This window comes from Stenotrophomonas sp., from assembly GCF_050737075.1.
Taxonomy (GTDB): Bacteria; Pseudomonadota; Gammaproteobacteria; order Xanthomonadales; family Xanthomonadaceae; genus Stenotrophomonas.
Genome location: NZ_JBOHXV010000067.1, coordinates 13,754 through 27,539, shown reverse-complemented (window position 1 = coordinate 27,539; position 13,786 = coordinate 13,754). Strand labels below are relative to the sequence as shown.

At 65.1% G+C, this 13,786-nt stretch carries 8 protein-coding genes; 3 read left to right on the top strand and 5 right to left on the bottom strand.

Annotated features, from left to right (window positions below; all coding sequences use genetic code 11):
* Positions 1 to 28: 28 nt before the first annotated feature.
* Both ACREPD_RS15420 and ACREPD_RS15415 read right to left on the bottom strand, forming a co-directional pair.
* Positions 29 to 2,038, bottom strand: a complete 2,010-nt coding sequence (locus tag ACREPD_RS15420) for a M13 family metallopeptidase (RefSeq protein ID WP_431600137.1) — start codon at positions 2,036 to 2,038, stop codon at positions 29 to 31.
* 133 nt (positions 2,039 to 2,171) lie between these two features.
* Positions 2,172 to 4,286 (bottom strand): M13 family metallopeptidase, encoded by a 2,115-nt coding sequence (locus ACREPD_RS15415; RefSeq protein WP_431600138.1) that lies wholly within the window; start codon positions 4,284 to 4,286, stop codon positions 2,172 to 2,174.
* A gap of 219 nt (positions 4,287 to 4,505) precedes the next feature.
* Between ACREPD_RS15415 and ACREPD_RS15410 the strand changes: the two genes are divergently transcribed.
* Complete coding sequence (locus ACREPD_RS15410; RefSeq protein ID WP_431600136.1) at positions 4,506 to 6,101, top strand: phytoene desaturase family protein; 1,596 nt, start codon at positions 4,506 to 4,508, stop codon at positions 6,099 to 6,101.
* Between the two features lie 63 nt (positions 6,102 to 6,164).
* Here ACREPD_RS15410 and ACREPD_RS15405 read toward each other — a convergent pair whose 3' ends face one another.
* Both ACREPD_RS15405 and ACREPD_RS15400 read right to left on the bottom strand, forming a co-directional pair.
* Positions 6,165 to 8,195 (bottom strand): alpha/beta hydrolase family protein, encoded by a 2,031-nt coding sequence (locus tag ACREPD_RS15405; protein ID WP_431600135.1) that lies wholly within the window; start codon positions 8,193 to 8,195, stop codon positions 6,165 to 6,167.
* A 94-nt stretch (positions 8,196 to 8,289) separates the two neighbouring features.
* Positions 8,290 to 11,262, bottom strand: coding sequence for a TonB-dependent receptor plug domain-containing protein (locus tag ACREPD_RS15400; RefSeq protein WP_431600134.1), 2,973 nt, complete (start codon positions 11,260 to 11,262; stop codon positions 8,290 to 8,292).
* 487 nt (positions 11,263 to 11,749) lie between these two features.
* Here ACREPD_RS15400 and apbC point away from each other — a divergent pair, with 487 nt between their 5' ends.
* Together apbC and dcd are read left to right on the top strand one after the other, a co-directional pair.
* Positions 11,750 to 12,625 (top strand): iron-sulfur cluster carrier protein ApbC, encoded by an 876-nt coding sequence (apbC, locus tag ACREPD_RS15395; protein WP_431600133.1) that lies wholly within the window; start codon positions 11,750 to 11,752, stop codon positions 12,623 to 12,625.
* Positions 12,626 to 12,664: 39 nt separating this feature from the next.
* Complete coding sequence (gene dcd / locus ACREPD_RS15390) at positions 12,665 to 13,237, top strand: dCTP deaminase (protein ID WP_431600132.1); 573 nt, start codon at positions 12,665 to 12,667, stop codon at positions 13,235 to 13,237.
* 36 nt (positions 13,238 to 13,273) lie between these two features.
* Here dcd and ACREPD_RS15385 read toward each other — a convergent pair whose 3' ends face one another.
* Entirely contained in the window at positions 13,274 to 13,441 is a 168-nt protein-coding gene (locus tag ACREPD_RS15385) for a LiaI-LiaF-like domain-containing protein (RefSeq protein ID WP_259205760.1), read from the bottom strand.
* Positions 13,442 to 13,786 lie beyond the last annotated feature (345 nt).

The following is a 13,786-nucleotide window of genomic DNA, read 5'->3' as shown; positions in this document are numbered from 1 at the left end:
CCCCTTCTCTATTCCATCACCGTTTGGCTCAGCGCCAGATCTTGATCTGGTCGTTGTCCACGCGCTGCATCGGCTGGCCCGGCTTGCAGCTGAAGGTGGCACCGAAGGCCGGCAGGTTGGACAGCGGGCCGTTGCTGCGCCACTTGCCCGGGGCCAGCGTGTCCGACGTCAGGCGCTGGGCGGCTTCGTTCGGCGACAGCTGCTGCGGCCACAGGTTGGCCCAAGCGCGGAAGAAGCCCTGCTGTGCGGCCGGCTTGGCGGCAGGTTCGGCCGAGGTGTAGGCAGCCCAGGCCAGCTCCACACCGGCCAGGTCGGCCAGGTTCTCTTCGCGGGTGAGTTCGCCGTTGACCTTGGCACCCTTCACGCCCGGGAACTCGTACGCGCTGAACTGCGCCGCGACACGGTTGCCCAGCAGGTTCCATGCGGTCTTGTCGGCCGGCGTCCACCAGCTGCGCAGCGTGCCGTTGGCATCCACCAGCGCGCCCTTGGCGTCGATCGCGCGGTTCAGCTCATGCGCGACCAGCGCGCCGTAGCTGCCGTACTTGTCGGCGGTGTCGGCCTTGGCGTTGAACACCGGGCCCTGCAGCACGGCGGCGGTGACGATCAGGCGGTTCTGCGCGATGTCGTAGGCCAGTGCCGGCTGCTGCGGCAGCACGTCCCAGCGACGGTCGGCGTTGCCCTTGCCAATGCGCTTCATTTCCTCGCGGTGGCGCCAGGTCGAGGCGATCAGCATGTTGCCGCCGAAGCTGCCGCGGCCCATCGGCTGCACGCTGTAGTCCAGATCGCGCAACGGGGTGCCGATTTCGATCTTCAGCGCGGCCAGCTTGGCCTGCGCCTCGGTCTTCGCTTCCGGGCTCAGCCAGGTGCTGCGCTTGACCGCGTCGATCTGCGTTTCGCGGATCTTGTCGACGATCACCGCCGCCTGGCGACGGTCCTCGGCCGACAGGTAGCGCGAGGCGTACTCGCGGCCCACCATCGGGCCGGCCGCCACGTTCATGGCATCGAGCACCTGCTCCCAGCGCGCCGGGGCCAGGGTCTCGCCACGGATCACGCGGCCGCGGAATTCAAACTCCGCATCGCGGTAGGCCTTGGACAGGTACGGGGCCATTGCATCGCCCACGCGCCAGCGCAGGTAGGCCTTCCACTGGTCCGGCTTGATCCGGGTGACCATGCCGTCGAGCTGCTTGAACAGTTCCGGGTCGGACAGCGAGACCAGGTCGTCGTTGACGCCCTGCGCCTTCAGGAACGCATCCAGCTGCAGGTTGCGGAAGCGGCTGTTGAGCTCCTTGGTGGAGATCGGCGCGTAGTTGTTGAACGGGTTGTTGATGCCGGCCAGCGACTGCGCGTTGCGTGCCAGCTCCGTTTCCAGCGCGATCACGGCCTGCGACTCGGCATCCAGGTTGGCCGCCGGAGTACCGGTCAGGGCCAGGATCTGCTTGACGTAGGCGCGGTAGCGGGCCATCAGGGCCACGGTATCGGCGTCGGTGCGGGTGTAGAAGGCCGGGTCCGGCAGACCCATGCCGCCCTGCATGAAGTAGCCGATGTGACGGTCCAGCGCCTTGAGGTCCACGTCCGGCGCGAAGTTGAATGCGACCGGGATGCCGACCTGGTGCAGCGCGGCGATCGACGCCGGCACGTCCTTGGCCTTCTTGATGGCATTGATGCGGGTCAGCAGCGGGGCGATCGGAGTGGAGCCGTCCGCTTCCACGGCCGCCTCGTCCAGGCCGCTGGCCCAGAAGTCGCCCAGCAGCTTCTGCACGTTGCCTTGCGGCGCCTTCATCGCGCCATCGAGCAGCTCGCGCTGCTGCAGGCGGGTGCGATCGGCCAGCTGCCCCAGTGCGGTGGTCGCGCCGGTCTGCGGGACCGGGTTGGCCTTCAGCCAGGCGGCGTTGTTGGCTTCGTAGAAGTCGCTGCACTGCGCGCTGGCGGCAGGCGCGCGGCCGGCGGCCTTCTTCTTCGGTGCGGCGGACGCATCGGTGGCGACCAGGGTGGCAAGGCCGAGGCCGAGGGCAATGGCAAGCGGACGAAGGTTGGGCATGTGAAACAAATCCGGAAGGATTGAAGACCGCGGAACTATAGCAAGACCCGATGAAAACGCGGCATGCAAACAAAACGGCCCGGGGTTTCCCCCGGGCCGTTGGTTTTCACGCATCACGCCAGGGCGCGATGGATTACCAGATCACCACCTGCTTGTCGCCGGCGCGCACCATCGGCGAACCCGGCTTGCACTCGAACGCGGCCGCGAAGGTCGGCAGGTTCGACGGGGCGCCCATGGCACGGAACGCGGCCGGGGCGTGCGGGTCGGTCGCCAGGCGGACCTTGGCGTTTTCCGGGGTGTACTTGGTGCGCCACACGGTGGCCCAGTTGAAGAAGAAGCGCTGGTCGCGGCTGAAGCCGTCGACCTTCGGGTCTTCCTTGCCGGCGCTGGCCTTCTGCAGGGCGTCGTAGGCGGTGGCCAGGCCGCCCAGGTCGGCGATGTTCTCGCCCAGGGTCAGCTTGCCGTTGACCGCCTGGTCGCCGACCTTGTAGCCGTCGAACTGGTTCACCAGCTTGCCGGTCAGGCCACTGAAGTTCTTCTTGTCGCCCGGGGTCCACCAGTCTTCCATGTTGCCGGTCGGCCCGAAGCGTGCGCCCTGGTCGTCGTAACCATGGGTCATTTCATGGCCGATCACCGCACCGATGCCGCCGTAGTTCAGCGCGTCGTCGGCCTTCGGGTCGAAGAACGGCGGCTGCAGGATGGCGGCCGGGAACACGATCTCGTTCTGCAGCGGGTTGTAGTAGGCGTTGACCGTCTGCGGGGTCATGCCCCACTCGGTCTTGTCCACCGGCTTGCCGATCTTGCCGAGCGCGAACTTGTAGTTGAACTCGTTGGCGGCACGCACGTTGTCGAAGTAGCTGTCACGGCCGGTGGTCAGGCCGCTCCAGTCGCGCCACTTGTCCGGGTAACCGATCTTCGGGGTGAAGGTTTCCCACTTGGCGATGGCCTTGGCCTTGGTCTCGTCGCTCATCCAGGTCAGGCCCTGGATGCGCTCCTTGAGCGAGGCGGCCAGGTTCTTCACCAGTTCTTCCATCTTGGCCTTGGACTCAGGCGAGAAGGCCACCTTGACGTACAGCTGGCCGAACGCTTCGCCGGCATCGTTCTCGATGGTGCCCAGCACGCGCTTCCAACGCGGCTTCATTTCCTTCTGACCGTTGAGGGTCTTGCCGTAGAACGCGTAGTTCTCCTGCACGAAGGCGTCGGCCAGGTACGGCGAAGCCGAATCCACGGTGTGGAAACGCAGGTACGAACGCCACACCGACGGATCGGTGTCGGCCAGTGCCTTGCTCACTTCCTGGTGGAAGCCGGGAATGGCCAGCGAGAACTTCTCCGGCGCGGCGATGCCCTGCGCTTCGAAGAACTTGCTCCAGCTGAAGTTCGGGGTCAGCTTGTCGGCGTCCGCCACGGTGACCGGGTTGTAGTACAGCGAGACATCGCGCGAGAGCTGTTCGCTGGACTTGGAGGCCTTGGCCAGGCGGGTTTCGAACTTGACCACGTCCGCGGCCTGCTTGGCGGCGTCGGCGGCAGCCACGCCGGACAGTTCCAGCACCTTGGCCACGTGGGCCTCGTACGCCTTGAGCTTGTCGGCGTTCTTGGCGTCGGTGTAATAGGTGGTGTCCGGCAGGCCCAGGCCACCCTGGCTGGCGTACGCCATGTTCATGCTGGAGTTCTTGAAGTCCGCTTCCGGACCGAAGCCGAACAGCAGGTTCTCGCCCTTGGCCGCGCTGGTGCGCAGGTAGTTGGCGATGGCGTCCTTGTCCTTCAGGCCGTCGATGGCGGTCAGGTCGGCCTTGATCGGGTCGATGCCCTGCGCGTTGATCTTGGCCTCGTCCATGCCGGTGGCCCAGAAGTCGCCGACGATCTTCTCGATGCCGGTCGGGTTCTTCACCGCCGCGACCTGTTCGGCCAGCTGGTGCTGCACGGCGACCGAACGCTCGTCCAGGATGGTGAAGGCGCCCCAGCTGGTGCGGTCGCCCGGAATTTCATTGGCGGCCAGCCACTTGCTGTTGACATAGTCGCCAAACGCGGTGCAGGCGTCCAGACTCTTGTCCAGGTCGGACGGGTGGAAGGCGTTGTAGGCCGGCAGCTTGGCTTCGTCGAGCTTGAACTCGGTGGCGGCCGGGGCGGCGGCAGTCGGGGTGGCGGTGGAGGCCGCGCTGTCCGTAGCCGGGGTTTCGTTCTTGCCGCAGCCGACCAGCGCAGCCGAAACGGCCAGGGTCAGCAGAACAATCTTGGGAGTGCGAGAGATCACTAGTATGGCCTCCGGGCCGAAGAATCTTTCAGGGTGGGCCCCAACGGGACCGTGGGCCAGACGATACGCCGCTGGCCCGGCCTGCAAGGGTGTCGAAGGTCATGCCCGAAGGCAAGCCGCACCGGCGTTCAGCCCCCATCACGCTGAAGACCGGTTGCGGCAAAGCGGCTCGCCAGCGCAGGACAAGCGCCCCAGTGCCGGTGTATACAACCGGGCATGGGCACTTCAACGACGCGTGCGTGGGATGCGGTCATCATCGGCGGCGGGCACAACGGCCTGGTCTGCGCGGCCTATCTGGCCCGGGCGGGCAAGAGGGTGCTCGTGCTGGAACGCCGTGCGGTAGTCGGTGGCGCAGCGGTCACCGAGGAGTTTCATCCCGGTTTCCGCAATTCGGTGGCCGCCTATACGGTGTCGCTGCTGCAGCCGCGCATCATCCAGGACCTCGACCTGGCCGGGCACGGGCTGCGTGTGGTGCCGCGGCGCATCAACAATTTCCTGCCGCTGGACGGGGACTACCTGCTGGCCGGTGCCGGGCTGACCCGCGCGCAGGTGGCACGGTTCTCCACGCGCGATGCCGAGCGCCTGCCGGTGTTCGAACAGCGCCTGGAAGCCTTTGCCGATGTGTTGCGCGAGCTGGCACTGCAGTCTCCGCCGAACGTGGGCGAGGGCCATTGGCTGACGCAGCTGCCGGCGCTGTGGCAGGCCGGCCGGCTGGGGCGCCGCCTGCACGGCCTGGCGCCGGCGCTGCGCCAGGAACTGCTGGATCTGTTCACCATCTCCGCCACCGAATACCTGGACCGCTGGTTCGAGAGCGACCCGATCAAGGCGCTGTTCGGCTTCGATGGCATCGTGGGCAACTACGCCAGCCCAGACGCGCCCGGTTCGGCTTACGTGCTGCTGCACCACGCCTTCGGCGAGAGCAACGGGGTGAAGGGCGCCTGGGGCCACGCCATCGGCGGCATGGGTGCGATCACCCAGGCGGTGGCGCGCGCGGCGACTGCGGCAGGAGCGGAGATACGCACCGACGCCGGGGTGCGCCGGGTGTTGGTGGAACACGGCCACGCGGTGGGCGTGGAAACGCTGCAGGGCGAGGTGATCCGCGCCCATGCGGTGGTGGCCAACGTCAATCCCAAACTGCTCTATGAGCAAATGCTCGCGCCTGACGAAGTGCCGGCCGCCACGCGCGAACGCATGGCACACTGGCGCTGCGGCTCCGGCACGTTCCGCATGAACGTGGCGCTGTCGGGGCTGCCCTCCTTCACGGTGTTGCCCGGGGCAGGGGACCACCTCACCGCCGGCATCATCATCGCGCCGACGCTGGCCTACATGGAGCGCGCCTACAACGATGCACGCCAGCACGGATGGTCGCGCGAACCGATCGTGGAGCTGCTCATTCCGAGCACGCTGGATGATTCACTGGCGCCTCCGGGGCAACACGTGGCCAGCCTGTTCTGCCAGCACGTGGCGCCCGTGCTTTCCAAGGGGCGCAGCTGGGACGACCACCGCGAGGAAGTAGCCGATGTGATGGTCGCCACCGTTGAACGGCACGCGCCGGGGTTCAGCGCGCTGGTGCTGGGGCGGCAGATACACAGTCCGCTCGATCTGGAGCGCACATTCGGGTTGATTGGCGGCGACATCTTCCACGGCGCGCTGAGCCTCAACCAATTGTTCAGTGCCCGCCCGATGCTGGGCCAGGCCGGCTATCGCGGGGCGTTGCCCGGGCTGTACCTGTGTGGTTCCGGCACCCATCCGGGCGGCGGCGTGACCGGCGCGCCGGGCCACAACGCAGCGCAGGTGATCCTGCGCGGGTAGCACCCCACCGTGGGTGGGGTGACCTTTCCCGGTAGCACCCGACCGTTGGTCGGGTGACCTTGCTTACAGACCGCCGCCGCCGCAACCCTTGCCCAGGTAGTCGTCGATCAGCTTGAGCTGGTCGCCCATGATCTCGCGGGTCCATGCGGGGCCGTGTGCGTAATCGGCGATGGCATGGAACTCGACCGGCTGGCCGGAGTTCTTGGCCTTGGCCACGAACCACTCCGACTGCTCGATCGGCACCGTGCGGTCGCGGTCGCCGTGGTAGACCATCAGCGGGATCTTCATCTCGCCGGCCTTGTCCAGCGGGTTCAGGCCGTCAACGGTCTTGGCCTGCGCCTGGCGGAAGAACGGGTTGGTGTAGAACCGCGACCAGATCTTCTTGATGTCCGACACGCCGGCACCGGCAATGGCGCACTTGTACAGGCCATTGGGGCGCACGGAGGCGGCGAACGCGGAGTAGCCGCCGTAGGAGAAGCCGAACATGGCGATGTGGCCGGGCTGGGCGATCTTCTGTTCGATCATCCACTTGGCGCCGTCATCCTTGTCGTCCTGCATCTTCTGGCCCCACTCGGCGTCGCCGGCCATCCACAGGCGGCGGCTCCAGTCGGCCGAACCGCGGAACTGCGGACGCAGCACGGCCATGCAGCGTGAAGCCATCAACGGTACCCACATGGAGCCGTCGAAGTCCATGCCGTCGCGCGCCCACGGACCGCCATGTGGGTGCACCACCGCCTTCCACGGGCCGGCACCGCACAGCTCGGTGTTCGGCGTGGTCAGGAAGGCCGGAATATCCAGGCCGTCGCGGGCCTTGTAGTAGACCAGCTTGGTGGTGCCCAGCGCGGCCGGGTCGATCTGCGGGTAGGACTTGGCCAGCAGGGTCAGCTTGCCGTCGTTGAACAGATAGTATTCCGGCGCGTTGGCCGGGCCCGACACCGCGACCAGGAACGTCTTCAGGTTGGCGCTGTAGTCGAGCAGGCGGACCGACTTGCCGGTGTCCAGCTGGGTGGTGGCGCGCTGGCCGGTGGCGGGATCCACGAGCGTGACGTCACTTGCCGTGACGCCCAGCGCCTGGCGCAGGCCCTGCTCCAGTGACTTGAAGGCCGGGCTGGTCCACTGGATCTCGTTCTCGCGCGGGCCGCTGTAGCCCACGCCCAGCAGCGCACCGAACGGCACGCCTTCAACGTTCTTGTAGCGGTTCAGCAGGACGTTGCCGGCATTGAAGAATTTGTGCTCGAACAGCACTTCCTTCTGCTTGCGTGCGGCGATGTCGTATTCGTAGATGATGGTCTTGTCACGGCCCACGTTGCTCTGCACGAAGGCGGTGTTGGGGTCATCGGCAAACCCCACCACCTGGGTGATATCGCGGTCCTTCACGTACGAGCGGAAGTGCTCCTCCCAGGTATTGTTGGCCGGGTTGCGGAACTCGGTAGCGATGTAGGCACCCGTACCGTCCACGTCCTGGCGCAGCCGCGCGCGCAGCTCGCTGTTGAGGTCGGTCACATAGCCAGCCACGCGCTCTTCGGTCTTCTGGATGCGCTGGGAGGTGAAGTTGCGCAGGTTGACCTTGTACACGTCGCCGGAGTTGCTGCCCGAGCCGTTCACCACCAGGATGTGGTCCGGATCGTTGGGCAGCGTATCGAGCACCGTGGAATTGGACAGGGCCTGTTCGAGCTCCTCATTACGGCTGGTGGCGCGCGGCGGGGAGATGGGCTCCTTCCACTGCTTTCCTTCCGTGTCGGTGATCAGGAACTTGCTGATGAAGGTCTTGTTGATGCGGTCGGTGCGCAGGTCGTAGGGCTGCCATAGCGTCACGGCCAGCAGGCCATTCTTGATGAAGCTGACGCTCTGGAATTTCATGCGGCCCGCACCGATCACGGTGGGCGCCTTGTCCAGGGCATTGGTGTCCCAGACCACGATGGAGCGCTCTTCGCCGTTGGCACGGAGCCCGGCAATCTGCTTGCCGTCCGGGGAAAGCGACAGGCTGGAAATGGCCGGGAACGCGGCCATCTGTTCGATGGTGGGTGCTACGGGCTTGGCATGCAGCAGGGAAGACGTACTGGCCAGGGCAGCCAGGAGAAGAATCCGTTTCATTGCAAACCTCTGTTCATGGTACGGGCCGACCACCGGTTTACCAGGGCCGGAAACGAAACCGCCGCCCCGAAGGGCGGCGGCTCGCGAAGCGGGATCAGAACGAGTAGGTGACGTTCATGAAGTAGCTGCGACCGAAGTAGTCATAGCCACTGTACAGCGGAGCATTGCCGACGGTGTTGTACACACCCTGGGAAATGGTCGGCGGTTCCTTGTCCGCCAGGTTGCGCACGCCGCCGGTGACCGACCACTTGTCGGCGTCGTACTGCACCGAAAGTGCCTGCACGAAGTAGTTCGGCGTGTACAGCTTGTACTGCGAGGTTGCCGGGTCGAACAGGCCCGGGTTGTTTTCTTCGTAGTAGGCGTAGCTGTCGGTCTTGTCGATCCAGTCCAGACCGTAGCGGACCTGCCAGTTCTTCCACTTGTAGGCCAGATCCAGGGTGCCGGTGTTCTGCGGCGAGCGCAGCATGCCGACCGAATCAACCTTCGGGTCTTCCGGGAACAGCTGGTCGGTCTGCTCGATGTAGTGCGTGATCTGCACGGTCGAACGGAACTCGCCCGGGCCGATGTCACGCACGTAGCGCAGAGTGAAATCGAGGCCGCGCACGTGCTCGGTGGCCACGTTGATGAAGCCGTTGGTCACGGTGAGCGCGTTGGTGTCCGGATTACGCGAGATCAGACGGCAGACGCCGTTGCCGGCAGTGAAATCCGCCGCCGAACTGTTGTAGCAGTTGGTCAGGATCGCAGCGCCACCGGCGTCACGCACGCCGTTTTCCACCTTGATGTCGAAGTAATCGGCAGCGAAGGACAGGTCACCGAAGCTGCCGAAGTCCGGCTGCAGCACGATGCCGGCCGTCTTGGCCTTCGAGGTTTCCGCGGACAGGCCGGTTTCCGCGCCACCCTGGGTGATGACGGTGACGCCGGAGGTCTGGATGAACTCCGGATCGAAGCCCTGCGAGGCGCAGTTGATGTAGCGCATCGAGGTCGGGCTGGCTTCGCCATAGGTATCGCAGGGATCGTTCGCTGCGGACAGGAAGCCGGTGGTGCCACCCAGGAACTGTTCGAACAGCGCCGGGGCGCGATAGGACGTGCCGTAGGAAGCGCGGAACGACAGCCACTTCACCGGGGTCCACAGACCGCCGATCTTGTAGGTCTCATCCGAACCGTAGGACTTGTAGTCGGTGTAACGGCCGGACAGGTTGACGGACAGCTCTTCAGCGGCAGTCACGCCAGACAGCAGGGGCAGTTCCAGCTCGCCGTAGGCTTCAAACACCGAGTCGTTGCCGCGGGTCGGGGCCGACGCCGTCAGGTTGAACAGGTCCTGGTCGATGGAGTACTGCGACGGGGTGTCGTTGATATCGGCCTTGCGGTATTCCAGACCGAACGCACCACCGGCCGAACCGTACGGCATGTCGAACAGCGGACCATTGACGTTGAAGTTGAACGTCGTTTCCTTGTACAGCGTATTGCCGGTGACCGGCACGAACACCCAGTTCTTCCAGTCGGCTGGCAGGTTGCCACCGATGGTGTTGGAGTTCAGCGGCGGCGCGGCAATGCAGCCGTTGGACGCGTCACGGCAGACAAAGCCGCCGCTGCCGTTGGACACCACGTCCAGGCTCTGGGCCAGACGGCTGGTCAGGAAGCTCTGGAAGGTGTAGTCGGCATCGCTGCGCGAATGCATGACGTTGAAGTCATAGTTCCATTCCGATCCCAGGTGACCGCGCAGGCCGGCGTTGAAACGCAGGAAGTCGACGTTCTGCTTGCTCTGGTCATTGCCGAAGCCGATGAACGCGCGCACACCCATGGGCTGACCGTTGGTCAGGTTGGTCGCCGGGCCTGCAACGCTGTCGCGCAGGTTGGCCGGGATCAGCGGGTTGCCCACGGCGTAGTCGAGCGAGAGCTGGCGGTAGCCGGTCTGGGTCGACTTGCGCTTGTTGCCCAGGAACTCGTAGTACAGCTCGGCGTCGCCCAGTGCATTGAGGTCGAAACCGCCCTGGAAGTACAGGGTGTGGGTCTTGGCCGGCGAGATCAGCGACTGGTTCAGCATGGCGTCGTCGAACGTATCGCGCGACCAGGTGTTGACGCCTTCGTAGCCGGCCAGGCCGGTGGTGACGGCCGAGTTCGGGCGCCAGCGGTTGAAGCGCGTGCCCGAGGTGCCCGGTGCGGCAACGCCGGTGCGGGTATTGGTGCCGATAGTGTTGATGGTCACGCCGCCGGCATCAATCGTGTAGCACTTGGACTTGCCGGTCAGCGGGTCGATGAAGTCGCCGCTGCCCCAGTAGTCGCCCACGTCGATGTCGCGATACATGTCCGTCGCGCAACGGGTCCAATCACGGTCGCGCAGGCTCAGATCGTTACGGGTGTAGTACTCGTAGGAGCCGGAGAAGTGCGAACGCTCGCCGGTTTGGCCAAACACGATCGAGTAACGACGCTCGTCGCCGCCGCCGCCATCGGTGGCATTGTGCTGCGCTTCGAACGTCAGCCCATCGACCTTGGTCTTGGTGATGATGTTGATCACGCCCGCGACAGCGTCGGAGCCGTAAATGGAGGACGCGCCGTCCTTCAGGATTTCAACGCGATCCACGATGGCGTTGGGCAGCACGTTCAGGTCGGTGGAACCGACGGCGCCACGTGCACCGGCCGGCGACACGCGGCGGCCGTTCATCAGGATCAGGGTACGGGTCGGACCCAGGCCACGCAGACCCAGGGTGTTGGCACCCGGGCCGCCATCGGTCACGTAGCCGCCGTACGCATTGTTGATCTGCGACGAGCCGGCGGTGACGGCGGTGCTCTGCAGGGCAGCCGTGGTCGAGTTGAAGCCGGCGAGCAGGGTTTCCTCGCGGGTTACGACCTGCACCGGCGACACCGAGTTGAAGGTGTCCTTGGCAATGCGCGAACCGGTAACGGTCACGGTGTCGAAGGTGGTCGTGGACTTCGCCTTCTCCGCCTCTTCAGGCGTCTGGGTCGAACTGCTGTCCTGTGCGAATACCGGTGCCGAGGCCGCGAACACCATCGCGGTGGCCAGTGCGAAGCTCAGCGGATTCCGGCTGAGCGACTTGCGAATCATCATGTGTGGATCCCCTTGGAACGAACGTTTCGTCAAAACACCGGTGACATGGACCAGCAGGCGTCTCCGTGTGCCCTCGGATCAGGTCTTGGCAGTCACTGCCCCCCACCTGTTCACCAGCCTCACGAGCTGATGACCTGAGGTTAACATGGCCTTAACGCGGCCTGTCAACTGTTCATTAAGAAGTCATAAAGACAAGGTAGGCAAAGCGAAGCTTTCGTTCTCATTTGTGATGCAACTTGTTGAATTAGAAGCGTATAAAACTGGTTGCAAAAGCAACGTTTCTTGCGGCGGACGTGGCGGTTCTGTGCCGCAGTTCTCGTTTAGGGTGCATGCGGCATTCAGATTCGGAGCGCTATTGGCTCCTGCGGACAGTGGTTGGACACGACAAGACATCGGGGTGGCCTTGATTGCTGCAGGGCACTGGCGGAGACCAACTGCGCAGAGGCGGGAAAGAGGGGGCTGTATAGTGTCGGGTCCCCCGTTTGGCATGCCCGGAGTCCCCGCAGTGAGCACCAGTCCGTCCCGTCGTCCCCAGGCCAGCAAGGTGCAGAAGGGGCTCACCCCGCACCCGCGGATTCGCAACGTGATCGCGGTGGGGTCGGGCAAGGGCGGGGTAGGCAAGTCCACCACGGCCGTGAACCTTGCCGTCGCGCTGGCCAAGCTGGGCGCGCGCGTGGGGCTGCTGGATGCCGACATCTACGGCCCCAGCGTGCCGATGATGCTGGGCCTGAGTGGTCGCCCGGAAAGCCCGGACAACAAATCCATCGAGCCGCTGCGCGCCTTCGGCGTGGAGACCATGTCGATCGGCTACCTGATCGAAGACGAGACGCCGATGATCTGGCGCGGCCCGATGGCGACCTCGGCCATGACCCAGTTCTTCAACGACACGCTCTGGGATGACCTCGACTACCTGCTGATCGACCTGCCGCCGGGTACCGGTGACATCCAGCTCACCCTGACCCAGAAGATTCCGCTGGCCGGTGCGGTGATCGTCACCACGCCGCAGGACATCGCCACGCTGGATGCGAAGAAGGCGCTGAAGATGTTCGAGAAGGTCGAGGTGCCGGTGCTGGGCATTGTCGAAAACATGGCCGTGCACACCTGCAGCAACTGCGGCCACATCGAGCACCTGTTTGGCGAGGGCGGCGGCGAGCGCATGGCCGCGCAGTACGGCGTGCCGCTGCTGGGTTCGCTGCCGCTGGACATCGGCATCCGCGAGCAGGGCGATGTGGGCACCCCCATTACTGCCGCCGCGCCCGATTCGCCCGCCGCACAGGCTTACCTGCGCGCCGCCGAGCGGCTGGTCGAGGAAGTGGGCAAGCGGCCGCGCGCCAGCATCCCGATTCTCTCCTCGCTGCTCTGATCGCTTTAGAATCGCCCCATCCCGCACCCAGGACCCCCCATGAGCATCAAGAGTGACCGCTGGATCCGCCGCATGTCCGAACAGCACGCCATGATCGAGCCGTTCGAAGCCGGCCAGGTCAAGCAGGCCAACGGCCAGCGCATCGTCAGCTACGGCACCTCCAGCTACGGCTATGACGTGCGTTGCTCGCGCGAGTTCAAGGTGTTCACCAACATCAACTCCACCATCGTCGACCCCAAGCACTTCGATCCGGGCAGCTTCGTGGACATCGTCGGCGACGAATGCATCATCCCGCCCAACAGCTTCGCGCTGGCGCGCACCGTGGAGTACTTCCGCATCCCGCGCGACACGCTGGTGGTGTGCTTGGGCAAGAGCACCTACGCGCGCTGCGGCATCATCGTCAACGTGACCCCGCTGGAGCCGGAGTGGGAAGGCCACGTCACCCTGGAATTCAGCAACACCACGCCGTTGCCGGCGCGCATCTACGCCAACGAAGGCGTGGCCCAGATGCTGTTCTTCCAGGCTGACAGCGACGACGTCTGCGAGACCTCGTACAAGGACCGCGGCGGCAAGTACCAGGGCCAGACCGGCGTGACCCTGCCGCGCACCTGAGCAAAAAAAAGCGCGGAGCAATCCGCGCTTTTTTCGTTATTTCCCCCGCCCGAACAACAACCCGATCCCCACCGCCACCAGGATCACCGGCCACCAGGTAAGGATCAGGCGACCCAGGTTCATGTTGGTCCAGCCAAGGTTGCTGGCGAGCAGGAACAGGCCAACAACGATCAGGACGATGGCGGCGACGAGATTGGAACGCATCAGGGGCAGGGTCCGCTTAGGGCTGGGGCCAATATCGTAGCCGTTCCTTCCGCAGCGCGACACGCTTCCTGGCCATCCGCTGCTGCCGCCAACGCGCATCGCACCCCCGGTGCTCTGTTTCGCGCCAGCACGTGCCGGCGTTCCTGCGGCCGCCGAGCCCACTCCAGTCACGCATTTTCTCGTTGCGGCATTGGCCTGGCCTGCTGCAGCAGCATTTGCCGATATTGCTTATCGAAGGCTGTTTGCCGCGCGTATTGTCCGCTCTGTGATTCATTCGCGGGGCCTTGCCAACCCGGAATTCATAACCCGTCTTTGACTGGGTGTCGGTCGACTGCGTCGGTCGTC

Excerpts from the sequence above, each read along its gene's own strand:
- dcd (WP_431600132.1), top strand. The coding sequence starts at position 12,665 with ATGAGCATCAAGAGTGACCGCTGGATCCGCCGCATGTCCGAACAGCAC.
- apbC (WP_431600133.1), top strand. The coding sequence starts at position 11,750 with ATGCCCGGAGTCCCCGCAGTGAGCACCAGTCCGTCCCGTCGTCCCCAG.
- ACREPD_RS15405 (WP_431600135.1), bottom strand. The coding sequence starts at position 8,195 with ATGAAACGGATTCTTCTCCTGGCTGCCCTGGCCAGTACGTCTTCCCTG.
- ACREPD_RS15420 (WP_431600137.1), bottom strand. The coding sequence starts at position 2,038 with ATGCCCAACCTTCGTCCGCTTGCCATTGCCCTCGGCCTCGGCCTTGCC.
- ACREPD_RS15385 (WP_259205760.1), bottom strand. The coding sequence starts at position 13,441 with ATGCGTTCCAATCTCGTCGCCGCCATCGTCCTGATCGTTGTTGGCCTG.
- ACREPD_RS15400 (WP_431600134.1), bottom strand. The coding sequence starts at position 11,262 with ATGATGATTCGCAAGTCGCTCAGCCGGAATCCGCTGAGCTTCGCACTG.
- ACREPD_RS15410 (WP_431600136.1), top strand. The coding sequence starts at position 4,506 with ATGGGCACTTCAACGACGCGTGCGTGGGATGCGGTCATCATCGGCGGC.